We start from the raw sequence: 23,809 nt of genomic DNA on the forward strand, positions 1-23,809 counted from the left end.
TCCACCCGTTTTTGATTTTTTGTATGGATAAAGAAAACCCGCCCGCCGCTCCGGCTCCCGCCCAGGCGCAGGCTCCCTCCCCCGCTCCGGCGCAGCCGGAAAACACGATCCGTGTCGAAGGCATCCTCGACATCGACAACAGCCGCAACGGGCAGTTGTTGGATCTGAACAAATTTGGCAAACGCCGCCCCACGGACCCCTTTGTGCCCCGCGAGCTCATCCGCCGCTTTCACCTCCAGCAGGGCAGCATCATCACGGCCACGGCCACGCCCGACCCGCGCTTCCCCAACCCGAAGATCCGTTTCATCGAGAAGGTGGACGGCCTCGACATCGACGAGCGCCGCCGCAAGACCGAATTCGCCAACCTCACCACGATCACGCCCGAGGAGCAGATCAAGCTCGAGCTGAAGGACGGCCGCATGACCACCCGCGTCATGGACCTCTTCGCCCCGATCGGCAAGGGCACCCGCGGACTCATCGTCGCCCCGCCCCGCACCGGCAAGACCACCTACCTCCGCGACATCGCGCTCGGCGTCCTCCAGAACCATCCCGAGTGCCACGTCATGATTCTGCTCGTGGACGAACGCCCCGAGGAGGTCACCGACTTCAAGCGCAGCGTCCCTGCCGAGGTCTGGGCCTCGTCCAACGACGACCCGGTTGAAAACCACATCCGCATCTCCGACCTCTGCATCGAGCGCGCCAAGCGCCTCGTCGAGGCCGGCAAGGACGTGGTCCTGCTCATCGACTCCCTCACCCGCCTCGCCCGCGCGCACAACACCGCCAAGAACTCCGGCCGCACCGGCACCGGCGGCTTGGACGTCCGCGCCCTCGAAAAGCCCCGCCAGCTCTTCGCCGCGGCGCGCAACACCGAGGACGGCGGCAGCCTCACCATCATCGCCTCCATCCTGGTCGAAACCGGCTCCCGCATGGACGACGTCATCTTCCAGGAATTCAAGGGCACCGGCAACATGGAGCTCGTCCTCGACCGCAAGGCCGCCGAGATGCGCATCTGGCCCGCCGTCAACATCCAGTCCTCCGGCACCCGCAAGGAGGAGCTGCTGATCAGCGACCCGAAGACCCTTGAGGGCATCCACTTCTTCCGCCGCGCCCTCGTGCAGCAGAAGATCGAGGAAGCCACCGACACCATGGTTACCCGTCTGGGCAAGACCAAGACGAACGCCGAGTTCATCAAACTCATCGTAAAGTAACCAACTTCGCCCTTGCCCGTCCCCCTTTCCAACCGCCAACCTGCCCGTTCTCCGCATGAATAGTTTCTCCGAGCAATGTCTCGACATGGCCCGCTCAATGCTGGCCCACAACCTGGATTCCATCAACGCCGACGGCACCGTCACGCCGGTCGGCTCCGAGACCTCCCGCTCCGACGAACCCGGTCACGTCGCCTTCGCCCTCGGCGAATACTACCGCGCCACCGGCGAGACCACCCTCAAGGGCTACGACCTCATCGACCTGACGGCCCGCTGCGTCACCGCCCAGGCCTTCACCGAGCCCGCCCACGAGAACGGCCTCGCCTACGCCGCCCTCGGCCTCCTGTCCTTCGGCCCCTCCAAGGAGCGCAACGCCGTCTGGGAACGCCTGGTCGAGGAAACCCGCGAGCGCCTCGACAAGCTCCTGCTCACCCGCAGCGACTACGACAATTACTGGCAGGCCTTCAACATCGCCAAGGCCGTCTGCCGCTACAGCCTCGGCCTCTCCAAGAAGGACGAAACCTCGCGCCTCATCGAGCGCATGGTCGAGCGCATCGAGCAGACCAGCTCCTCCGGCTTCTTCGACGACGCGGAAAAGGGCTTCGGCGGCCACTTCAACCTCTACGGCGTGATGACCCTCGCGTTCACGCGCTCGGCCCTCCAGCTCCACGCCAACTCCGCCCTCCGCGAGCGCAAGCTCCCCACCCTCCGCACCTACGCCGAGAAATACATCAAGATGATGCCCGACATGGTGCGCGCCGACGGCCTCGGCTGGGCTTACGGCCGCTCCGCCGGCGCCTACGGCCAGATGCACTGCATCACCCTCATCCTGCAGGGGCTGCGTGACGGCTGGATTCCCGACGACCAGAAGAACAAGTATTTCGATATCCTGCGCCGGCTGTTCTACTACTTCTTCCACACCTACCTCGACCAGGAGCACGGATTTCTCGACATCCGCGACGACGAGCGCACCGCCTATGCTTCGCACACCACGCGCATGGCGAACTTCGACGCCGCCCGCTACCTCTGCCAGTGGTCGCGTCTCGCGAAGACCGTCTCCATGCCCGACAACGTCAAGGCCGAGCCGGCCCGCACCAGCGGCCGCTTCGTGATCTTCGACAAGTCCAACCGCAAGGAGCAGGGCCTCTTCCTCTACCGCGACGCCGAGTCCGGCCTGCACGTCCAGATCCCGCTCGTCAGCTCCGGCACCGACTGCACCGCCGACAACCTCGCGTTCCCGCACTGCCCCGGAGTCTTCGACTGGCCGAACAACGTCTATCTGCCGATCATGCTCCCCGAGCTGACCTTCGGCGAACACGTCACCCTGCCCGCCTTCTACGGCCAGAAGTGCGTGACCGGTCTCGGCCTCAAGAACTCGTTCTACTTCCGGTATGAGCAGCCCGAGCTGATCAACATCAAGGAAGAACTCGCCCGCGGCATCGGCAGCGTGAAGGTCCAGTGGACCTTCACCGGCAGCAAGATCACCGGCGACTTCGCCTACACGGTCAAAAACCAGGTGCAGCTCGACAAGTTCCGCATGTCTCTCGTCATCGGCGCCCCGCACTCCCGCTACCGTATGGGCAGCTCGCCCGCCCTCGGCGCGCAGGGGCACCGCTGCTCGGTGCTCAAGGACGACTTCCACGCCAACTGGGCCGAGACGGAGACCGTCACCGCCGACCCGGTTTACAAGACAAACTTCGGCAAGCTGCACTACGTGCAGACCTTCGTTCGCGATCACCCGCTGATCATGCGCCCCGGGCAGGTTTACCGCCTGACGGTCGCCTTCGATCCGGATCTGACTCTGGTCGAGGCTTGAGAAACTTTGCAACGGCGCTCCATGAGCGCCGTTTCTTTTTGCAGGGATGGCGGCGAGCCGGGACCGCGGTTACAGCTTCATCGCCGCCTCGATCGCGCGACTGGCCGAGCGCAGCACTTCCAATCGGGCAAACCGTTTGTTGTCGGCCGGCACCAGTTGCCACGGCGCGTTCGGCCGGTCCGTCAGTGCGAGCATGTCGCCGACGGCAATCTCGTAGGCCGCACGCTGGCGGCGGTTGCGCCAGTCTTCGTCGTTCAGCTTGTGCCGTTTGTGCGGCGTGGTCTCGCGTTCCCGGAAGCGGCGCAGCTGCTCCTCGTGCGACACGTGCAGCCAATACTTCAGCACGATCGTCCCATGCTCGGTCAACTGGCGTTCAAAATCGTTGATCTCCCCGTAGGCCCGGCGCCACTCGTCCTTGCGGCAAAAGCCCTCCACCCGCTCCACCAGCACCCGGCCGTACCAGGAGCGGTCGAAGATCGCGAGCCGGCCGTTCCGCGGCACGTCGCGCCAGAACCGCCAGAGGTAATGTGCGTGCTTCTCCTCCGGCGTGGGCTTGGCCACGGGGATGACGCTGTAGTCGCGGGGATCGATCGCGCTGGTCAGGCGGCGGATCGCCCCGCCCTTGCCCGCCGCATCCCAGCCTTCGAAAACCAGCACAATGGACCGGTCCGCCCCGAGCGCGGTGCGCACGGCGCGGTTCAGCCGCCCCAGCCATTTCTCGCGGAGGCTGCCGTAATCTTTTTCGGAAAGCTCCTGGTCGAGCGGCAGCGCGTTGAGCCGGCGCAGCCCGGCCGGACGCAGCGGGGTCAGCTTCTTGGGCGCCTTGGCCCGGGGCAGCCGCGCGAGGCGTTTCTTCTGCTCGGCGAAACGCTTCAGCAGCAGCTGGCCGACGGCCAGGTCCCGCGCCCGCTCATCCTCGGCGTCGATCAAATGCCAGCGGGCCCCGGGCCGGTCGGTTTTCTCGCGGATCAGCCGGGCGGTCTTGTCGAGCCGGTCATAGATGCGGTGGTGATGCCAGTCCTCCTCGGTCACGCGCCAGGCGGTCGCCGGATCGGCGCGCAGCGTGCGGAGGCGCCGGCCCTGGGCCTCCTTCGAAAGATGCAGCCACACTTTCACGATGAGCGTGCCGCCGTCGGCGAGCAGCGCCTCATAATCCCTGATCCTCTCCGCCTCGTCGGCCACATGCCGCAGCGCACGCCGGTTGCGCGCCTCTTCGCGCAGGGTTTCGGTATACCACGAGCCGGCGTAGAGGCCGATGCGGCCCATTCCCGGCAAACTGCGCCAGAACCGCCACTGCTGCGGGTGCGCCCGTTCGTTGTCGGTCGGCGGATGATACGAAAACGTCTCCACGCCCCGCGGGTCGAGCCACTCGGCCAGCTTGTTGAGCAGGGTGCCGCGCCCCGCGCCCTCCGGTCCGGCCAGGATGAGCAGCACCTTGAAGGGCACCTGCTTGAGCTCGAGCTGAAGCTGCAGGAGGTCCGCCCGGAGCCGGTCGGCCCGGGCCTGATAGACGCGCTTGGGCAGCCGCTGCTTCGCCTTGGCCATGCGGCAAAAATGGCGGCGATTCCCGGGCAATGTCGAGACGCCGCTGGCGATCCACCGGTGGATTCCGTGATTTGTGTCGGGAATGTTAATTCTCGGTCGCCCCTCGGCTTTTGCGTTGGTTCCCAAACCGGCTAGGCTAGGTTTTCCTCCTTACCGGATCGCCCTCCGGCCCTTCTCCATGCCTCCCACTCCGCGCAGCAAACCCCGTTCCGCCAAGATCACCGCCAAGACCGGGCGCTCCATCACGCCCAAGGCCGGCGGCAGCAAGGTCGTCTATGCCAACCGCGAACTCAGCTGGCTGGCCTTCAACCGCCGCGTGCTCGAGCAGGCCCGCAACGAGGCCAACCCGCTCCTCGAGCGTACCAAGTTCCTCGCCATCGTCAGCTCCAACCTCGACGAGTTTTTCGAGATCCGCATCGCCGGCCTTCTCCAGCAAAAGGACTCCACCGGCGGGGAGGCCAGCCTCGACGGCCTCAGCCCGCGCGAACAGCTCAAGCGCGCCTTCACCGAGATCCGCCGCCTCGTGGACGACCAGTACGCCTGCTGGCACGACCTCCTCGTGCCCGCCCTCGCGAAGGAAAAAATCACCTTCAAGACCGCCAGCCAGCTCAGCCCCGCGGAACGCACCTGGGTGCACGAATACTTCGCCAAGCAGGTCCACCCCGTCCTCACGCCGCTGGCCATCGACCAGTCGCACCCCTTCCCGCAGATCGCCAACAAGACGCTCAACGTCATCGTGACGGTGGACAACCCCGACACACCCGAGCAGGAAAGCCTCACCGCCGTCCTGCCCGTGCCGCGCATCCTCCCGCGCCTCGTGCAGATCACGCCCGACAAGCGCGGCCCGCAGACCTTCGTCTTCCTCAGCGAGATCATCAAGCTGTGCGCCGGCGACCTCTTCCCGGGCTACCACATCATCAGCGCCCAGGCCTTCCGCGTCACCCGCAACAGCGACCTCTACATCGACGACGAGGAAGCCGACAATCTGCTCAAGAAAATCGAGGAGGAGCTGCGCAACCTCCGCCGCGGCGCCGCCGTGCGCCTGGAAATCGAGGACGACGCCCCGGCCGCCGTCTTCCAGCTGCTCTGCGAGAACCTCCAGCTCGACGAGGAACGCGTGTTCCGCCTCAAGGGCCCGCTCAACCTCGTCCGCATGATGAGCCTGTCCGACCTCGTGGACCGGCCGGACCTCAAGTTCCCCGTCTTTGCCCCGGTCGAATCACCCTTGCTCAAGGCCTCGCCGAGCATCTTCGCCTCGATCCACGAAGGCGACATCCTGCTCCACCACCCCTACGATTCGTTCAACCCGGTGGTGGAATTCGTCCAGCAGGCCGCGCGTGATCCGGGCGTGCTCGCCATCAAACAGACGCTTTACCGCACGAGCGGCGACTCGCCGATCATCGGCGCCCTTATCGAGGCCTCGCGCAACGGCAAGCAGGTCACCGCGCTCGTCGAGCTCAAGGCCCGCTTCGACGAAGCCAACAATATCAAGTGGGCCAAGGAGCTCGAGGAGGCCGGCGTGCATGTCGTGTTCGGCCTCGTCGGCCACAAGACCCATTGCAAGACCAGCATGGTCGTGCGGCAGGAGCCCGACGGCCTGCGCCGCTACGTCCACCTCGGCACGGGCAACTACAACCCGAAGACCGCGCGCCTCTACACCGATCTCAGCCTGCTGACCTGCAACCCCGAGATCGCCGCCGAGGTCGCGCAGCTCTTCAACTCGCTCACCGGCTTCGGCCGCTCGCCCGAGTTCAAGCACCTGCTCGTCGCACCTTTCAACCTCCACTCCCGCATCCAGGAACTGATCGCCAACGAGGCGGCCAACGCCGCCGCCGGCAAGCCCGCGCGCATCATTGCCAAGATGAACAAGCTCGTGGACAAGGTCACCATCGACAACCTCTACGCCGCCTCCCAGGCCGGCGTGCAGATTGACCTCATCGTCCGCGCCACCTGCTGCCTCCTCCCCGGCGTGAAGGGCCTCAGCGAGAACATCCGCGTGCGCAACCTCGTCGGCCGCTACCTCGAGCATGCGCGCATCTTCTATTTTGAAAACGCCGGTGCACCGCTGCTCTACGCCGGCAGCTCCGACTGGATGCCGCGCAATTTCTTCCGCCGCGTCGAGGCCCTCTTCCCGATCAACACGCCCGCCCTGCGCGACCGCGTGCTCCACGAGATCCTGCCGGCCGAACTCCGCGACAACGTGGACGCCCGCGATCTCCAGTCCGACGGCACCTACGTCGCGCCCGCCCGCAAGGAAGGCGAAACCGACTTCTCCGCGCAGAACCATTTCATGGCCGACGCCGAGAAACGCGCCGCCGCCCAGATCGAAGTCGTGGCCTGAGCGCGAGTGGAGGGCACAGCTCCAGCTGTGCCGCGGCACGAGGATCCCGTGGAGATCCAATCTCTCCGCACCGGCCGGGGGCAATAACCCTCTGGACTTTTCCTGCAGGGTCGCCGCTCGCGCCGACCTCGCGTATGAGGTCGGCGCAACCACCGACCCGACCGGTAATTTCTGCCGCCTTTCACACCGAAACACTCCGTCGTTTTCCGGATTGGCTACCGTCACGCCGCCCGCAACCTTGCCCGCGTGGAATCCGCCCCTTTCTTCGACGTTCCCCTGAACCTGCCGCACGCCGGACGCGTCGCCCGCCGACTGGTGACGTACCTCCAACGCGACGGACGCGGCAACACCGCCGCCGCCACCACCGCGGCCGAGATCGTCGAGCTACTCGCGCCTTACTACGACAGCGACGAAAACCCGAATCGCGCCGTCGCAGAACAGGTGCGCACCGAAGCCGCCCTTCTGGGCCGGAAGTTCGTCGAGCAGGTGGAACTCGACGCCCTGGGCCACGACCTGCTCGGCCAGGGCGTGCGCAACCTCTTCGAATGCCTCGCCCTCGGTCGCGAAGGCGCCGCCATCTCCCTCCGCGCCGGCGAAAACCCCGACTCCATGCAGCGCCCGCGGTAGCCAACGCCTCCTCTCCCTGTGTTCTCTCGTAAACTGAGAACCTAACCGGAACATTCCTGCATGTGATCGTCATTGGACGTCTTTAGCGTCATCCTGAGCCGTGCGAAGGATCTGGCACGATACTCGTCAGCGGACATAAACTTGGATCCTTCACCTGGTTCAGGATGACGGGGTTTGTGAGTTTGATAGGATTTGATATTCCTCCTGTTGTGGGCGGGCTTGGTGCGCGCGTCGTTGGCGCCGCTACCTCGCCCCCGCCTTCGCTCTTGTCTCCCCGCGCGGGGGCGGCCATCTCCTCGGGTGCATGTCGCCCAATTTCGCGCGGATCGTCTTCGCCCTCACGCTCGTCTTCTTCGGCGCGTTCTTCCTCTGGCCCATCCTGCAGATCCTCAAGGGCGGCTTCATCGACGCCGACGGCCGGCTGACCTTTGCCTACCTGTGGTCGCTGCTCGGCGACCCGATCTACCTCGGCGGCCTGGCCAACTCCTTCCTGCTCGCGCTCACCACCACGAGTTTTGCGCTGCTCATAGCCTTGCCGCTGGCCTTTGTCACCGACCGGTTTCTGTTTCCGCTGAAGGGCTTTCTCGGCTCCCTCATCCTCGTGCCGATGATCCTGCCGCCCTTCGTCGGCGCCATCGGCATCAAGCAGATCCTCGGACAATATGGCGCCCTCAACGCCCTGCTCATCAAGGTCGGGATCTGCGACCCCGGCTGGACCTTCGACTGGCTCGGCGCCAACCAGTTTCTCGGCATCGCCATCGTCACGGCCTTCAGCCTCTACCCGATCATCTACCTCAACGCCGTCGCCGCGCTCGCCAACGTCGATCCGGCCATGGAGGAGGCGGCGGAAAATCTCGGCTGCACCGGCCTGCGCAAGTTTTTCAAAATCACCCTGCCGCTCATCAAATCCGGCCTCTTCGCCGGCGGCACCATCGTCTTCATCTGGTCGTTCACCGACCTCGGCGTGCCGCTCATCTTCGACTACGCGCGCGTCACCTCGGTGCAGATTTTCTACGGCCTGAAGGATATCGGCGGCAACCCGTTCCCCTACGCGCTCGTCGCCGTGATGCTGTTCAGCTCGGTTGCCTTCTACGCGATCGGCAAGGGCCTGTTCGGCCGCGACGCCTACGCGATGATGGCCAAGGCCACCTCCTCGGGCGGCCCCAAGGAAGTGACCGGCCTGCGCGCCTGGTTCTGCACCGCACTTTTCGCGGGCGTGACCTTCGTCGCCATCCTGCCGCACCTCGGCGTCGTGATGGTGGCCTTCTCCAACGACTGGTACGCCTCCGTGCTGCCCAAGAATTTCAATCTGGATAATTTCCGTATCGCGCTCGGCCACGATCTCACCGTGCCGGCCATCGCCAACAGCCTCAAATACGCGAGCATCTCCACGATCATCGACCTCGTGCTCGGCATCATCCTCGCCTACGTGATCGTCCGCTCGAAAATCCGCGGACGCCAGATCCTCGACTTCCTCGCCATGATGCCGCTCGCCGTGCCCGGCCTCGTGCTGGCCTTCGGCTACCTCGCGATGAGCCAGGACGGAAAGTTCTTCTCCTTCATCAACCCGGTCGCCGACCCGACCATTTTGCTCATCATCGCCTACTCCATCCGACGCCTGCCCTACGTCGTGCGCTCGGCCGCCGCCGGTTTCCAGCAGACGAGCGAGACGCTGGAGGAGGCCGCGCAGAACCTCGGCTGCCCGCCGCTCAAGGCCGTCTTCAAGATCACGCTGCCGCTCATCATCGCCAACCTCATCGCCGGCGGCCTGCTCGCCTTCTCCTTCGCGATGCTGGAGGTGTCAGACTCGCTGATTCTCGCGCAGAAGCAGGTCTATTACCCGATTACGAAGGCCATCTACGAACTCTTCCAGCTCCTCGGCGACGGCAAGTTCATCGCCTCCGCCCTCGGCGTATGGGCCATGGCCTTCCTCGGCATCACCATCGCCGGCATGACCATCCTCCTCGGCAAGAAACTCGGCGCGATCTTTAGAGTTTAGGCGCCCACGGATCACACGGAATATACGAAACCTTCCCAGCTCGGCGTCAAAGATTCTTCATTTCGATCAGCGTGGCAGCCCCCTTCCGAGCGTTCCGTGTATTCCGTGGGCCCCTCCGCTTTCCTCCTCCTGTCCTCTGATTTCTGACAGCTGACCTCCAATCCCTGCCTCCAGCCTCCCGTCTCCGGTCTCCCGCTTCCGCCCATGCTCTACCTCGTCCTCGTCTCCCTCCTCTGGGCCTTTTCTCCGGGCCTGACCAAGGGGCTGACCACGGGGCTCGACAGCAGCTTTGTCGCCGCCGCACGCCTGGGGCTCGCGCTGCTGGTGTTTCTGCCCTTCCTGCGCCTCAAGGGCCTGACGCCCCGGCTAATCGCCTCGCTGATCGCCCTCGGCGCGGTGCAGTTCGGCGTCATGTATCTGGGCTACATCGAAAGTTTCCGCCACCTACAGGCCCATGAGGTCGCGCTGTTCACGCTGACCACTCCAGTCTTTGTGACTGTGCTGACCGACGCCTTGGACCGCACGTTCCGCGCCCGCGCCCTCGCCGCCGCCCTGCTCGCCGTGGGCGGCACGGTGGTCGTCGCCTTCAAGGGCCAGGCTGTGCAACCCACGCTCTGGGGGCTCGCCCTCGTGCAGATCTCCAATCTCGCCTTCGCCGCCGGACAGGTCGGCTACAAGCGCCTGCGCGCCCAGCACCCCGCCCTCCGCGACCGCGACATCTTCGGTCTGCTCTACGCCGGCGCCGTCCTGCTCACCGTGCCCTTCGCACTCGCCCGAATGGACTTCGCCGCCTTCAGCCTGACGGCCAAGCAAGGCTACACGCTCCTTTATCTCGGCACCCTGGCCTCGGGCGCGGGCTTCTTCCTCTGGAACATCGGCGCCACCCGGGTCGGCACCGGCACGCTCGCCGTGATGAACAACGCCAAGATCCCGCTCATGGTCGCCGTCTCGCTCCTCTTCTTCGGCGAATACGCCGACATCCCCCGCCTCTTTATCAGCCTCGTCCTCCTCACCACCGCCGTCTGGTTCGCCGAAAAACGCTGAACTCGCGATGAAAAAACTCCTGTTCGCCTGCCTCCTGCTTGGTTTCACCTTGGGCTGGAGCCAGGCTCCCATGCCGCCAAAATCCCCGCCTCGCATGAATCTCTCCCTGTCCAAAGAGCGTCTGGCCGTCTGCCAATTACGCGCCGACGCCCCGCTGCCTTCATGGGTTGTCACCGCCACCGGTTTCATCTCGATCACGCGCACGGCCGAAGAACTCTCCATCGTCTGCGTCGAAGGTCTCGCCCCGAATGACGTGAAGCAGGAAGTCGGCTGGCGCGCCTTCAAGGTCGAGGGTCCGCTCGACTTTGCCCTGACCGGTATCCTCGCCTCCCTGCTCGACCCGCTCGCCAAGGCCGGCATCAGCATCTTCGCCCTGTCGACCTTCAACACCGACTACATCCTCGTGAAAGCGGACAAAGTCGAAGCCGCCACCCAAGCCCTCCGCACCGCCGGACACCGCGTGAGAGTTGACTAACCACGAAACACACGAATCACACGAAATGATGAAATTCGACCGGAGACTGCCTATTTCGATGGGGGACACCCAAACCTGAATTCAGGAGATGCAGATTTCTCTCCGGGGATGTCTTTTTCGTGTGTTCAGTGTATTTCGTGGTGACCCCTGACTGCTAGGATTGGGCTGAGTATTCGCCATTGGCGGAATCGAGTAGTGGTTCCACCCGGATTGGCTGCCCGCCAACGCCGGTCTTGCGAAGCCGCCCCGGCGTGATTCGCTGTCCGGATGCCACGCATTCCCCTGGAGGACAATTTCACCGACGTCATCAACAAGGCCCAGCGCGGTCAGCAGCTCACCGACGCCGCGCTCGCCGAGAAGGCCAAGATCACGCTCGCCGAGCTGACGGCCGTCAAGGCCGGTGAGATCCGCGAACAGCCCCTGCGCGCCATCGCCACCGCCCTCGGCCTCGGCCGCACCAGTCTCCTCGCCCATGCCCGCAAGGAGTGGTATCCCGATCAGCCGCAGTTCCCCCGCGGCTTCGCGATGTTCAACACCGTCCATGAAGACATGACGGTCAACGCCTACCTCATCTGGGACAAGAAGACCAAGCTTGCCGCCGCGTTCGACACCGGCGCCGATGCGTCCGGCATCCTCGACACGATCGCAGCGGAGGGCCTCAGGCTGCGCTATGTTTTCCTCACGCACACGCACGACGACCACGTCGCCGACCTGCCCAGGCTCGCGGCCACCGGCGCCGAGGTTTGGGCCAGCGAACTCGAGCCCGCCCCGATCGCCGGAGCCAAGACCTTCCAGGAAAACGCCCATTTCCATCTCGGCGATATCTCCATCAAGACACTCTCCACCTGGGGCCACTCGCCCGGCCAGACCAGCTACTACGTCACCGGCCTCGCCTGGCCGCTCGCCATCGTCGGCGATTCCCTCTTTGCCAGCTCGATGGGCGGCGGCCTCGTCTCCTACGACGCCCAGTTCCGCAACAACAAGACCAAGCTCTTCAAGCTCCCGCAGGACACCGTCTTCGCCTGCGGCCACGGCCCGCTCACGACCCTCAAGCAGGAGCGGAAAAACAATCCCTTCTTCGCGGGATGAGCGATTGTTTCAGGAACTGGCCCTGTAGGGTCGGCGCTTGCGCCGACCTCACCTCCGAAGTTCGCCGCAAGCAGCGACCCTACAAAAAGACATTGTCACGCCGCCGTCATGTCTGAGCGCGCCCACGATCCCTACGCCGCGCTGCGCCACACCGGCTACCGCCGTTACCTGATCGGCAACTTCCTCGCCAACATCGGCCGGCAGGCCTTCAACGTCGCCGCCGCCTGGCAAATCTACCAGTGGACCAACTCCGCCACGGCCCTCGGCCTCGTCGGCCTGGTCAACGTCGTGCCGCTCTTCGCCCTCGTGCTGCCCGCCGGCGCGCTAGCTGACCGCATTGACCGCCGGCTCATCATCATGCGGACGACGGCCATCTCGACCGTCCTCTCGCTGCTGCTCGTCGCCGTCACGCACTACCACGCCGCCATCCCGCGCTTCGGCCTTCTCGAACACGCCAACGGCCTGTTGCACAGCATCGCCCTCCTCTTCGAGCGCCACGCCGACCCCGCCACGCTCCGCTTCGACAACCCCGCGCTGCCGATCACCTACCTGATCCTCTTCGTCCAGGCCTGCCTGCGCGTGCTCGCCGGACCCTCGCGCGGCTCCTTCGTGCCCTCGCTCGTGCCGCAGTCCGCGCTCAGCAACGCCATCACCTGGACCTCCAGCACCTTCGAGCTCTCCACCGTGCTCGGCCCCGCCCTCGGCGGCCTGATTGTCGCCTTCACCAACTACTCGACCGTCTATGTGCTCGATGTGGTCGCCGGGGCGACCTTCGTGGTCATGCTTACCGGTGTCCGCCCGCTCGCCACCGAGCGCAAGCCCGCCCCGCCGCGCACGGGCATGTTCGCCGGCGTGAAGTTCATGTGGCGCAACCCCAACGTGCTCGCCGCCATGTCGCTCGACCTCTTCGCGGTGATCCTTGGCGGCGTCACGGCGCTCCTGCCCATCTACGCCGACAAGATCCTCCACGTCGGCCCCGCCGGCCTCGGCTGGCTGCGCGCCGCCCCCGCCGCCGGCGCCATCGCGATGGCGATGTTCACCGCCCACCGCGCCTCCGCGAAGCGCCCCGGCCTGCTCATGCTCTGGTCCGTCGCCGGCTTCGGCGCCGCGCTCACGCTCTTTAGCGTCTCCACCACGTTCTGGCTCTCGCTCGTCGCGCTCTTCCTTAGCGGCTGTTTCGACAACTACAGCGTCGTCGTCCGCCACACGCTCGTGCAACTGCTGACCCCCGACAGCCTGCGCGGCCGCGTGACCGCCGTGAACCAGCTCTTCATCGGGTCCTCCAACGAGGTTTCGTCCCTCCGCGCCGGCCTGATGGCCGCCCTCTTCGGCCCCGTGATCGCCGCCGGCGTCGGCGGCCTCGGCACCATCGCCGTCACCGCCCTGATCGCCTGGATGGCCCCGTCCCTCCGCCAAGTCCCCCCGCTCCACGAGCTGAAGACAGAGGCAGACGAAGAAGAAAAGCCGCTGTAGCTCCTATTTGGAGGTGCGGGGCGGAATCGAACCGACGTAAGTCATTGGACCCCATTATAAACGAAAGGTCAACGGGAATGTTATTTCCGCTTCGTATTCAAAAACAATACGCCCAGAGGATTCATTCAGTCAGCCATCCCATGACTCAGAGTACATGCCTGATGCATACAGCCGGCGCAAGAGGCTCTGCGTCTAGACCGTGCCGGTTTGCTGCATTTGTTCGTTAGGTGTCTCGATGAAAGCCCGTCACAAGGCGGGGCGAGTCGTTTTCCTTTGCCGCTCAGTTCCCAAATGCACCGGATTGAAACCTTTCTTGAGGTTGGTCAGCCCTTCTGAAGGCAAGAGGCTTTAGCACACCTCGCTGCAGGGAGCAATTTCTGGAGACCTAATCCATCCATGTGAACCACTGGACGTCCACCGTCTCGTTGATCTGGAATGGGTGGGACTTCACAGTTAGCATTTGAGTGACGATAAAACAGCCCACGTATGGCTTTGTGGGCTATCATCGGTTTAACATCCTATAATGCCTCATGTTTCGCAGCGACTGTCACTGCTCTTTCACCTCGCTGCTGGCCTGTTCGGCACCCTGTTCGGGCCTGTCTCTATGTTGGGCTACTCAGTTGAAATAGAGACAGAGGAAAGTTTTACTCGAATTAAAACCTACCTCTCCCTAGCGCAGAAACCCGACTCCAATCTTGCCGAAGCAGTCTCTTGGGCCAGCTTCTCCATCGCTTCTCCGGTCAAGCTCAGGGTGACGGCCTCAGACGGCCGGATTCAGCAGGCTCGTATTTTGCCCAGCAGCAAAAATATTGCCGTGGAGGTCCGGGAAGGGGCGGCGTATTTCACGCTGCGCGAGTCGGGGCAATTTTATCTGGAGATAAATGGCGAATCAAAGCATCCACTTTTTCTTTTTGCCGATCCGCTTGAAAGCAATCTTCCGGCCACGGACGACAGCAGCGTAATATATTTCGGCCCGGGTGAACATCACTTGGGCGACCAATTCGTTGAGCCTCGCGCTGGACAAACCGTCTATATCGCAGCCGGCGCCGTGGTGCATGGCCGCATCAGGGTGGCTAACGCCCCGGGAGTGATGATCCGCGGACGTGGCATTCTACGCGGGGGACATCTGCCCGGCAATCCGCCGGACACCTACACTGTCCCACATGCCATTGAGGCCGACCAGGCCAGCACCGGCGTCACCGTCGAAGGCATCACCATCGTCGAATCGCCCCATTACCAGATTCTGCTCCGGGGTGCCGACTGCGTGGTGCGCAACGTCAAGCTACTGGGCTGGTGGTTCGGGACCGACGGGATCGGCATCGGACCGCGCGGACTGGTCGAGGACTCGTTTCTGCGCTGCAATGATGACGCCCTTAAGCTCTATCATAGCGGCATGGTCGTGCGCCGGTGCGTCATCTGGCAGATGGAGAACGGAGCCCCCTTCCAGCTCAGCTGGAACATGAATCCCGACAACGCCGGGTTTCGGGTCAGCGACATCGATATCATCGCCGTGGACCATCACCAGGACGCCAATAACCGCGCGATTTTTAACTCCATCCACGGCGGCAGGGCACACCTGCGCGACTACCTCTTTGAGAATATCCGCATCGAGAACGCCCGTTTTCGATTCCTCATGCTCCAGATCAAGAAAACCAACTGGGCCAGAGCCAAGGAGTGGGGACGGCTTTCAAACATCGTCCTGCGCAATATCTCCGCCGAAGGGCCGTTCAGCCAAGCCAGTGTGATCAGCAGTGACCATCCGACCGGGCGCATTGACAATGTCGTTTTCGAAAATGTTCGCATCGCTGGAAACCTGGTTACGAGCATGACCGATCTGGAACTGGAAATCGACCCGGCCACCGTTTCCGGCCTTAAATTCCGACCGTGAGACGATATGGATCGCCTCCGCCGATTACGGTGCGATGCGGAATGATCTGATTATTTTCCACCTGCCGCCTAATGGTGGAACCACTTCCCCTACCCTGCCCATGAAGTTCAAACTGATTTCCTCTCTGTTCACCTGTCTGGCCTTCACCGTGCTCCATGCCGCACCGCAGCGCCCGCCCAATCTGATTGTTATCCTCGCAGACGATCTCGGTTGGGGTGAACTGGGCTGCTTCGGGCAGCAACTTATCCAGACTCCCCGCCTCGACCGCATGGCGGCGGAGGGCATGCGCTTCACCCAGTTTTACTCCGGCGCCACCGTTTGTGCGCCTTCCCGGTCCGTGCTCATGACCGGTCTGCACCAAGGCCGCACGCGCATCCGGGGCAACTCCACCAACCCCACCAAACTGGCCCTGCACAGCGGGGACCTCACCGTCGCCGAATTCCTCAAGTCCGCGGGCTATCGCAACGGCGTGTTTGGCAAGTGGGGTCTCGGCGAGTCCGGACCGGCCGCCAGCGGACTGCCGCTGCGCAAGGGATTCGAAACTTTCTTCGGCTACCTCAACCATTACCATGCCCACAATCACTTCCCCGATCATCTCTGGCGAAACGAAGAGCGCCTACCCTTGCCCAACCGGGCTCGAGCGGTCGGAGATTTTGGCGGCAGTGTGACTGACGACCCGGTGCTGTTTGCCGACGATCTCATCACGGACGAGGTCCTGAAGTTTATCGGACGCCACCAGCATGAACCATTCTTCGTCTATTGGAGTCCGGTGCTGCCACACGCCAACAACGAACGCACCACCACCCAGGGCAATGGAGCCCAAGTGCCCGACTTCGGCCCTTACGCCGGCCGCGATTGGCCGGAACAGGACAAAGGTCATGCCGCCATGATCACCCGGCTCGACAGCTACGTCGGGCGGCTGATTGACCACCTTCGCCTGCTTGGCCTGGACCAGAACACCATCGTCCTGTTCAGCAGCGACAATGGTCCGCACAACGAATCCAAGCATAACCTAGCCCGATTCCGCCCGGCCGGCCCCTTCACCGGAACGAAACGCAGCCTTACGGAAGGTGGTATCCGGGTGCCGACTATTGCCTGGGGACCTGGACTGGTACCTGCGGGAGTGACCAGCGGCCATGCCGCCTACCTGGGTGATTGGTTCGCCACCGCCGCGGAGCTGGCCGGCGCCAAAGCGCCCGAGGGACTCAATTCAGTCAGCTTTGCCGCGGCCATGCAGGGTCGACCGGCTGATCAGGCGGCGCACGATTTCCTCTATTGGGAATTCAACGAGCGCGGCTTCAGCCAAGCCGTCCTCTACAAGGGGCACTGGAAATTTATCCGCACGACCCATCCGACGCGATCGGTGCGCCTCCACGATTTGGAGAACGACCCCTCAGAGGCCAAAAACGTTGCCGCCGAACACGCCGACATCGTGGCCAGCATCGAGGCCTACCTGACCACCGCCCGACGCGACGATCCCGCCTGGCCGGCCACCACTCGTATCGATTGAACTATTCATGAAATCCTCGAAACCCGATTTCTTTACCCTGCGCCCGGCATTACTGCTCGCCGGACTGGCCCTTTTCTCCGTCCCCGCGTTTGCCGCTACCTGGCAACCGGCTTCCGCCCCGCTGATGACTCCCTGGGCGGCGCAAGTGGATTCAAGCAACGTTCTTGGTGAATACCCTCGCCCGCAACTCGTCCGCGAACGGTGGCTCAATTTGAATGGCATCTGGGAATTCCAGGAAGCGCAACCCTCCGATGCCCTGCCGACCGGCCGGACTCTTCGGGAAACCATCCTCGTCCCGTTCCCTTGGGAATCCGCCCTCTCTGGCATTCGCCGCCAGCTCGCCTCCCAGCGCGCCCACTACCGTCGTCTGTTCGATGTGCCGGCCGGCTGGCGCAGCGAAGGGCAGCGCGTGCGGATCAACTTCGAGGCGGTGGACTGGGAGGCCACGGTCTACATCAACGGCCGCTTTGCCGGCCAGCACCGCGGGGGCTACGACCCATTCAGCTTCGATATCACCCCTCACCTCAACCCGAATGGACCACAGGAGGTCATCGTCTCGGTGTTCGACCCCGGCAACGACCAGGGCATCGCCGTCGGCAAACAGACCAACGACCGGTTCGCCAACCCGCAGCGCTACACCTACGCCCCTTCCTCCGGCATCTGGCTCCCGGTCTGGCTTGAGCCCGTGCCGGAGAGACATCTCGCCGACTTTCACGCCGTGCCCGACATCGACGCGGAAACACTGACCGTCACAGCGAGCCCTGATGCCCACGCTGCGGATCTCGCGGTCGAGGCGGTGGTGCGCATCGGCGACAAAATCATTGGCCGCGCCGAGGGGCCCGTGAACCAGCCGTTAACCTTGTCCTTGCCCTCGCCCCGCCTGTGGTGGCCGGAAGATCCCTTCCTCTATGATCTCGATCTCGTGCTGAAGCAGGCGGGCCGGGAGGTGGACCGCGTATCCAGCTACTTCGGAATGCGCAAGATCGCCTTGGGACAACTACGCGTCAACGGCCGCGGTCCTGTGCAGAAGATTTTCCTCAACAACCGCTTTGTCTTCCAGATGGGGCCGCTCGACCAGGGTTTCTGGCCCGACGGCCTGCACACCCACCCGACCGACGCCGCCCTGCGCTGGGAGGTCGAACAGACCAAAGCCTGGGGTTTTAACATGACCCGCAAGCACATCAAGGTGGAGTCGCGGCGCTGGTTCCACCACTGCGACCGGGCCGGCCTGCTCGTCTGGCAGGACATGCCCAGCACCTTCAAGGTCCGTACCGAAGAGGAGAAAGCGCAGTTCGAAGCGGAGCTTGCCCGCATGGTCCGCACCCACTGGAACAGTCCCAGCATTGTCAATTGGATCGTCTTCAATGAGCACTGGGGTGCCTACGACGTGAAGCGGCTGACGGAGTTCGTCATGGAACTCGATCCCTCGCGCCTCGTCACGGGCAACAGCGGTATCGACGCCGGCAAGCCGCACTTCGACTACCAAGTCGGGCACATCATCGACAATCACCACTACCGTCCTCCCACCTACCCGTTCGCCACGAGCGAACGCGCCGCCGTGAATGGCGAATACGGTGCCATCGGCTACCTCGAGGATGGCCACGTCTGGGACCTTGACGGCCCATGGGTGCATTTCAACTACGAGGGCAAGGAGGCCGCCACCGCCGAATACGAGAAATTCGTCACCCAGCTGCGTGACTATAAGGACAACCGACTTCTCTCCGGCGCCGTCTATACGCAGTGGACCGATGTCGAGAACGAGATGAACGGACTCTATACCTATGACCGAAAAGTTGAGAAGCTCGACCGCGCTCGCGTGACTGCCGCCAACCGCTCACTCTGGGTAACCGACCTGGCCGGCACCCCGCGCACCGAGCCCCCACCAATCGTCAATCCGACGGACGGCGGTGCGGACAACACGCCCGACGAGGGCGCCACCAAACGCAAACATTGACTGTATGAAAGTGCTCCTCGGCCTCTTCTTTCTCACGGTGGTGCTCCCGGTCCACGCCGCCCTGGAAACCTACCCGCGCCCGGCTGATAACCGCTGGATTTCCGGTCGCTACACGGTTGAAGTCAGTCAGGAAGGCGCGCCGGCCCAGCCCGCCTATGTATACGAAAGCACCAATCCATTCCACGGTGCCGGACAGGCCATGGGCGAAGCCAACCACTGGACGACCTTCTCCTTCTCCGGCTCGGTCACTATAACCGTCACACTGCCCGCCGCCATCAAGCCGACATCCGTCAGCATTCTGCCCGCATCCTACGGCATCAGCGCGCGCATCAGTGGCCAGAAAATCCAACTTTCCCTCGACCAACCGCGTCAAATCGCCCTGGAAATCAACGGTGACCGCAAGCAGCCGCTTTTCCTGTTCGCCAAAGAATTGGAACAGGCCGTGCCTGATCTCGGTGCGGCCAATGTCATTGATTTCTCCCGGAATCCGACGGTTCACAACGACCCGGCCAAGCCCAACATCCTTTACTTCCCTCCCGGTGAATACGACCTCGTCGCCCTCGGTTACGACCTCAACAAGGGATTCCCCCTCGACGCCGGCGACATCGTTTACATCGCCGGAGGCGCCGTGGTTCACGGTGCGTTCAGCAGCCACGCCGAAAACGTAACGGTGCGCGGTCGTGGCGTCATCAGTGGCGCCAAGTGGCGCGCCGTGCGCCACCGCTACGCCGATGCCCAGATCCCCTGGAATTACGGCAAATACCGTGAAATCGCCGTCTATCTGCACGGTCCCCGGGCCACGGTCGAGGGTGTGACCTTCACCGACCCCGTGCATTTTTGCATCAGCGTGGGCGACGATTCCCTTGTGCGTGGCGTGCAGTGCTTTGGCTGGTGGTATACCACCGACGGCGTGCGAGCCGGCGACCGCTCCGTGGTCGAGGACTCATTCTTCAAGGTCAACGACGACGTGGTGAAGGTTTACTGCAACGACATGGTGGTCCGCCGCTGCCTCATCTGGGCCCAGATGAACGGTGCGCCTTTCCAGTTCACCTGGAACCTCAAGGATCCCGTGCGCGGCGTGCGCGTGTCGGACATCATCATCATGGCAAGCGAGGTGACCAGTGATCGCGAACTCATGGGTAACCGTGCCGTCGTGAACTCCCGCCTGAACATGGGGGCGGCGATCAGCGACTTTGTATTCGAGCGTATCCGCATCGAGGGCGACGTCTATCGCGTGCTCGGACTGCACATCGGCCAGGCCGGCTCCATCCGGGACATCACCCTCCGCGACATCGAGGTCACCGGTCGCATCAAATACTTCAACTACCTCAACGCCACCGGCGGCACAATCAGCGACATCAAACTCGAGAACATCCGCGTTGCCGGCCAGCGCCTGAAGACGCTCGATGAGTTCATTGTCGTAGAGCGCGGAGACGTGAGCAACGTGACCCTCCGGTGAACCTGACAGACCACCGCCGGCCGGCCGGTCATTCGCCAGAGTGCGGGAGCCTTTTTTGCCGGCCATCCCGCGTGATGGAACAATGCGCCCTGATTTCATGACCCACGCTGCCTGATGAAACCCGTCGCCCTCCTTTTGCTCGTCGTGCTGATTATCACCAGCGGCTGCGCCTCACTTTGGCGCGGGGCCGCCGAACAGGAATACCAGAAGGCCATGCGGGAAGGACGGATGTCCCCCGCCGAATACCAGCAGAAACGCGAGGAACTGCGCCGGCAGACCAATCCCTGAGGGACACGACACCTCGGGACCGAGTCACCTGACGTCCTGGTGAGTCGACAGGCGCGGTTGCCGTTCGGTGGAGAACCGCGGCACGCGCCCGACTCAGAGCACGACCCCGAAGAGGAAGATGAAGCCAATCATGATCACGACGCTCAGGCCCCACCAAAGCGTCACGCTGTTATACCAGCGGTCGCCCAGATCACCCCCGATGTTCATTTTCCGCCAGTTCAGAGTCAGTTCGTCAGTGACCTGCTCGGGCCGCGGCGGGGCCGTCACGAGACTGACGACAATGCATAGCACCATGCAGATCGCCCAGTTGACCAGGCCTTGGTTGGAATAGGGCGCGAGCCAGGCCGGAGCTTCCCCCGTGTTGACCCAGAACTTCACAGCGATGCCGAAGGCAAAGCCCAGCCATACGGTGGCCAGTGCAGCCGTGCCGTTGATCCTGCGCCAAAGAATGCCCAGCAGGAAGACCGCCGAGAACGGCGGGGCAAAGAACATGAACAGCTGCTGGATGTAGACAAACAGGCTGCTCTTGAGCCCGCTGATCCAAACCCCCAGAGCGATCGAAAGCACGAGCAGCACGCTGGTGGTGATACGACCGAAGCGGATCGTGGCCCGATCTGTGGCATTGGGTCGGAGATGCCGCCGGTAGAAATCAAAGGTGATCACGGTGGAGGTCGAGGCCAACACGGCGCTGACAGTTGACTGGATCGCACCGAACAACGCAGCCATGAGGATGCCCTTGATGCCGACCGGCACATAATCGCGGATCAGGTTGGTATAGGTCTTGTCAGCCTCGGGGCGAACCTCGGCCAGCGTGGACCCCGCGAGCAGTATCTCGGGATGCATCGCAAAATAGATCAGACCGGGCACCACCACAATGAAAGGCAGCAAGAGCTTGAGGTAGCCGGCGAATACGATGCCCATGCGGGCGTGATACATATTCTTGGCTGCCAGAATACGCTGCACCATAAACTGGTTGATCGCAAGATACCACAGCCCGATGTAGAAGAAGCTCATCACCCAGTGCGGCCAAGGAGTGGTCTCGTGTTCCAGGGGCTGGATCACAGAAAGACGGTTGTAGGTCTCGTGTCCGGGCACAATGGTGGGCGTCAAGCGGTCCAGCGCCTCTTTCCACACTCCGGTTTGCGCCTGATTCCGGGTGACCATCTCCTGGAAACCAGCCACCAGCCCCTCGCCCTGTCCGAGCGACTGCAGGCCCAAATACGTGACTGCCAATCCCCCGCCGACCATGATGATGATGGTGAGGAGGTCCATCCAGGCGACGGACTTCAGTCCACCCCAGATGGCCCATACGCCAGAGGTAATGCCGATCAGTGCGATGCAGAAGGTCAGGTTCCAGCCGAGCAGACTGTTCAACGCCAACCCGCCACCATAGATCACCGGAGCGAGGAAGGCGATGACGTTAGCTATCACGGTGACCGTCGCGAAGAAATTGCGCATTCCCGGATTGAATCGTTTCTCAAGAAATTCGGGTGCTGTGAAAACCTTAGCTGAAAGCAGAAATGGGATGAAAATCCAGATCAGGAAGGTGAAGGCGATGATGCAGCTCCACTCGGGCGTGGCCACGCAAATGCCGTAGATCATGGCGGCCCCGATCATGCCGATGAAGTGTTCAGTCGAGATGTTGGCAGCGATGTAAGAAGAGCCCACAACATACCAAGGCAGCGTGCGACCGGCGAGAAAGTAGTCTGACGAGGTCTCCGCCACGTTGGTCTCGCGGCGTCCGAACCACCAACCGATCAGGCTGATGGCGATCATATAGACGGCGAACGTGATGATGTCGGCCGTTTGGAGTTTAACATGGGCGCTGGCGAGTAATGGGAACATTGGAAATGGGATTGAGAGCCTTGTACGATTCAGGGACTGACAAATATGTCGCCGTCGGCGTCGCTCACCCAGAACTCGCGACTGACCTTACCATCGTAGGCGCGTTTCATCTCGCGCTGGAACTGCACCTTGCGGGTGCCGTTGCCGAGGTGGTTGTAGAGCACAAGGCCGCGCTCAAAGGCCCGCTCCACGATGCCGTCGGGCCGGGTCTGTCCCTCGCCCACGGGGCGGCCGAGGGAAATGTCCCAGAGCGGATACCAGTCGTGCATGTGATCTGGCGCTGGCAGGGGATTCGGATCGGCATAGAGCACCGCCCCGTTGCCATGGGTGAGGGCGAGAGTGGTGGCGGCCCGCAGGCGGCGGTGATCGTCGCGATGACCCCAAACTTCGAGGCAGTTGAGCCGTGGCTCACGGAGGTGCTTCTCCATGAACACGTATCCATCGCGCAGCTTGTCCCAGGTGGTGCCGTTGCTGCGCGTGGCGAGGCCAGGACCATCGGGGTTACACTCCATGAAGGAGCCGTTGATCAGCGAAGCGTAGAGTTTGGCGTGCTCCACGTTGTCGTGGATGTTGACGATGATGAGCGCCTCCTCGCCAATGGCCGCGCGCACAGCTTTGACGACCTCAAGGTGGCCGCTCCAATCGAGCATGATGCCATCGTAGATGCCGGACTCGATCGCGAGCCGAGCCTGGCGGCCGATGTTGGCACGGAAGGCTTCGTTCTCCGGGTTGAGCAGGTAGTAGGGCTCGGGGCCATTGTCCCAACCGGGCACGCGCGAGCCGTCGGCATTGCGTCGCCAAAACGGGGAGTCCTCAGGCAGAAAACTGCCGGGAGCGTCGCGCCAGCGCACCTCGAGCAGGAAAATCATGGCGGGATTTTTCGCCAGCATCATGGCCCGGTTAGCCAAGGCGCGCTTCTGGCTGAGGGGAGTGAACTCCGTGGCGAGGCCCGCATATTCCCCGGCCCACTCGGCCCCGAGCACGAGAGCGGTGTTGAAGCCGAGTTGGCTGACCGGTTCCTCCCAGAGCACGTCATGTTTGGCTGCGGCGCGCAGACGGTTGTCGTTGGTCCAAAGCGGCCACACCCCCGGCATGTCAATGGGGTTCCAGGCCTGAAACACGGCCGGGTAATCCCGAGCGGCTATCAAGTCTTTCAAATGGCGTCGGGACAGGCGTTCGACTGTGGTATCGGCCGCGACCAGGGAGGGCAGTGCGCAAAGGCAAAACAGGGAGAGGATGCTTTTCATGGGG

17 protein-coding genes are annotated in these 23,809 nt (G+C 63.3%); 14 read left to right on the plus strand and 3 right to left on the minus strand.

The genetic code is table 11. The annotated features are described in order from the left end of the window. Positions 1 to 23: 23 nt before the first annotated feature. Together rho and ESB00_RS10670 are read left to right on the plus strand one after the other, a co-directional pair. Positions 24 to 1,208, plus strand: coding sequence for a transcription termination factor Rho (rho, locus tag ESB00_RS10665; protein ID WP_129047674.1), 1,185 nt, complete (start codon positions 24 to 26; stop codon positions 1,206 to 1,208). Between the two features lie 55 nt (positions 1,209 to 1,263). After that, entirely contained in the window at positions 1,264 to 3,021 is a 1,758-nt protein-coding gene (locus ESB00_RS10670; RefSeq protein WP_246026463.1) for a DUF2264 domain-containing protein, read from the plus strand. Positions 3,022 to 3,090: 69 nt separating this feature from the next. Here ESB00_RS10670 and pap read toward each other — a convergent pair whose 3' ends face one another. Beyond that, entirely contained in the window at positions 3,091 to 4,566 is a 1,476-nt protein-coding gene (gene pap, locus ESB00_RS10675; RefSeq protein ID WP_129047675.1) for a polyphosphate:AMP phosphotransferase, read from the minus strand. Positions 4,567 to 4,744: 178 nt separating this feature from the next. Here pap and ppk1 point away from each other — a divergent pair, with 178 nt between their 5' ends. From ppk1 to ESB00_RS19655, 12 genes are all read left to right on the plus strand, one after another. Further along, the gene (ppk1, locus tag ESB00_RS10680; RefSeq protein WP_129047676.1) at positions 4,745 to 6,907 is read left to right on the plus strand and encodes a polyphosphate kinase 1; all 2,163 of its coding nucleotides are present in this window, start codon (positions 4,745 to 4,747) and stop codon (positions 6,905 to 6,907) included. Between the two features lie 246 nt (positions 6,908 to 7,153). Further along, positions 7,154 to 7,534 carry a hypothetical protein gene (locus ESB00_RS10685; protein ID WP_129047677.1) on the plus strand — a complete coding sequence of 127 codons (381 nt, stop codon included), beginning with the start codon at positions 7,154 to 7,156 and terminating at the stop codon, positions 7,532 to 7,534. A 304-nt stretch (positions 7,535 to 7,838) separates the two neighbouring features. Then, positions 7,839 to 9,533: an ABC transporter permease gene (locus ESB00_RS10690; protein WP_129047678.1), complete on the plus strand. Its 1,695-nt coding sequence runs from the start codon at positions 7,839 to 7,841 to the stop codon at positions 9,531 to 9,533. A 204-nt stretch (positions 9,534 to 9,737) separates the two neighbouring features. Next, the gene (locus ESB00_RS10695) at positions 9,738 to 10,577 is read left to right on the plus strand and encodes an EamA family transporter (RefSeq protein ID WP_129047679.1); all 840 of its coding nucleotides are present in this window, start codon (positions 9,738 to 9,740) and stop codon (positions 10,575 to 10,577) included. Positions 10,578 to 10,671: 94 nt separating this feature from the next. Continuing rightward, complete coding sequence (locus ESB00_RS10700) at positions 10,672 to 11,052, plus strand: ACT domain-containing protein (protein ID WP_129047680.1); 381 nt, start codon at positions 10,672 to 10,674, stop codon at positions 11,050 to 11,052. 267 nt (positions 11,053 to 11,319) lie between these two features. Beyond that, positions 11,320 to 12,141: an MBL fold metallo-hydrolase gene (locus tag ESB00_RS10705; RefSeq protein WP_129047681.1), complete on the plus strand. Its 822-nt coding sequence runs from the start codon at positions 11,320 to 11,322 to the stop codon at positions 12,139 to 12,141. Positions 12,142 to 12,249: 108 nt separating this feature from the next. Beyond that, positions 12,250 to 13,614 (plus strand): MFS transporter, encoded by a 1,365-nt coding sequence (locus tag ESB00_RS10710; protein ID WP_129047682.1) that lies wholly within the window; start codon positions 12,250 to 12,252, stop codon positions 13,612 to 13,614. 523 nt (positions 13,615 to 14,137) lie between these two features. Continuing rightward, a complete protein-coding gene (locus ESB00_RS10715; protein WP_129047683.1) occupies positions 14,138 to 15,502 on the plus strand; it encodes a glycoside hydrolase family protein in 1,365 nt (454 codons plus the stop codon). Positions 15,503 to 15,602: 100 nt separating this feature from the next. Further along, on the plus strand, positions 15,603 to 17,012 hold the full coding sequence (locus ESB00_RS10720) for an arylsulfatase (RefSeq protein WP_164976140.1): 1,410 nt from the start codon (positions 15,603 to 15,605) through the stop codon (positions 17,010 to 17,012). Between the two features lie 7 nt (positions 17,013 to 17,019). Continuing rightward, positions 17,020 to 18,966 (plus strand): glycoside hydrolase family 2 protein, encoded by a 1,947-nt coding sequence (locus ESB00_RS10725; RefSeq protein ID WP_129047685.1) that lies wholly within the window; start codon positions 17,020 to 17,022, stop codon positions 18,964 to 18,966. 4 nt (positions 18,967 to 18,970) lie between these two features. Beyond that, complete coding sequence (locus tag ESB00_RS10730) at positions 18,971 to 20,425, plus strand: glycoside hydrolase family protein (RefSeq protein ID WP_129047686.1); 1,455 nt, start codon at positions 18,971 to 18,973, stop codon at positions 20,423 to 20,425. Positions 20,426 to 20,539: 114 nt separating this feature from the next. Next, positions 20,540 to 20,713 (plus strand): hypothetical protein, encoded by a 174-nt coding sequence (locus ESB00_RS19655; RefSeq protein WP_164976141.1) that lies wholly within the window; start codon positions 20,540 to 20,542, stop codon positions 20,711 to 20,713. Positions 20,714 to 20,806: 93 nt separating this feature from the next. Here ESB00_RS19655 and ESB00_RS10735 read toward each other — a convergent pair whose 3' ends face one another. Further along, positions 20,807 to 22,489, minus strand: coding sequence for an SLC5 family protein (locus tag ESB00_RS10735; protein WP_218938729.1), 1,683 nt, complete (start codon positions 22,487 to 22,489; stop codon positions 20,807 to 20,809). Between the two features lie 98 nt (positions 22,490 to 22,587). Then, on the minus strand, positions 22,588 to 23,805 hold the full coding sequence (locus ESB00_RS10740) for an alpha-amylase family protein (protein ID WP_129047688.1): 1,218 nt from the start codon (positions 23,803 to 23,805) through the stop codon (positions 22,588 to 22,590). Positions 23,806 to 23,809: the final 4 nt, after the last annotated feature.

This window comes from Oleiharenicola lentus (assembly GCF_004118375.1).
Classification (GTDB): domain Bacteria; phylum Verrucomicrobiota; class Verrucomicrobiia; order Opitutales; family Opitutaceae; genus Lacunisphaera; species Lacunisphaera lenta.

Excerpts from the sequence above, each read along its gene's own strand:
- rho (WP_129047674.1), top strand. The coding sequence starts at position 24 with ATGGATAAAGAAAACCCGCCCGCCGCTCCGGCTCCCGCCCAGGCGCAG.
- ESB00_RS10670 (WP_246026463.1), top strand. The coding sequence starts at position 1,264 with ATGAATAGTTTCTCCGAGCAATGTCTCGACATGGCCCGCTCAATGCTG.
- pap (WP_129047675.1), bottom strand. The coding sequence starts at position 4,566 with ATGGCCAAGGCGAAGCAGCGGCTGCCCAAGCGCGTCTATCAGGCCCGG.
- ppk1 (WP_129047676.1), top strand. The coding sequence starts at position 4,745 with ATGCCTCCCACTCCGCGCAGCAAACCCCGTTCCGCCAAGATCACCGCC.
- ESB00_RS10690 (WP_129047678.1), top strand. The coding sequence starts at position 7,839 with ATGTCGCCCAATTTCGCGCGGATCGTCTTCGCCCTCACGCTCGTCTTC.
- ESB00_RS10695 (WP_129047679.1), top strand. The coding sequence starts at position 9,738 with ATGCTCTACCTCGTCCTCGTCTCCCTCCTCTGGGCCTTTTCTCCGGGC.
- ESB00_RS10700 (WP_129047680.1), top strand. The coding sequence starts at position 10,672 with ATGAATCTCTCCCTGTCCAAAGAGCGTCTGGCCGTCTGCCAATTACGC.
- ESB00_RS10705 (WP_129047681.1), top strand. The coding sequence starts at position 11,320 with ATGCCACGCATTCCCCTGGAGGACAATTTCACCGACGTCATCAACAAG.
- ESB00_RS10710 (WP_129047682.1), top strand. The coding sequence starts at position 12,250 with ATGTCTGAGCGCGCCCACGATCCCTACGCCGCGCTGCGCCACACCGGC.
- ESB00_RS10715 (WP_129047683.1), top strand. The coding sequence starts at position 14,138 with ATGCCTCATGTTTCGCAGCGACTGTCACTGCTCTTTCACCTCGCTGCT.
- ESB00_RS10720 (WP_164976140.1), top strand. The coding sequence starts at position 15,603 with ATGAAGTTCAAACTGATTTCCTCTCTGTTCACCTGTCTGGCCTTCACC.
- ESB00_RS10725 (WP_129047685.1), top strand. The coding sequence starts at position 17,020 with ATGAAATCCTCGAAACCCGATTTCTTTACCCTGCGCCCGGCATTACTG.
- ESB00_RS10730 (WP_129047686.1), top strand. The coding sequence starts at position 18,971 with ATGAAAGTGCTCCTCGGCCTCTTCTTTCTCACGGTGGTGCTCCCGGTC.
- ESB00_RS19655 (WP_164976141.1), top strand. The coding sequence starts at position 20,540 with ATGAAACCCGTCGCCCTCCTTTTGCTCGTCGTGCTGATTATCACCAGC.
- ESB00_RS10735 (WP_218938729.1), bottom strand. The coding sequence starts at position 22,489 with ATGATCGCCATCAGCCTGATCGGTTGGTGGTTCGGACGCCGCGAGACC.
- ESB00_RS10740 (WP_129047688.1), bottom strand. The coding sequence starts at position 23,805 with ATGAAAAGCATCCTCTCCCTGTTTTGCCTTTGCGCACTGCCCTCCCTG.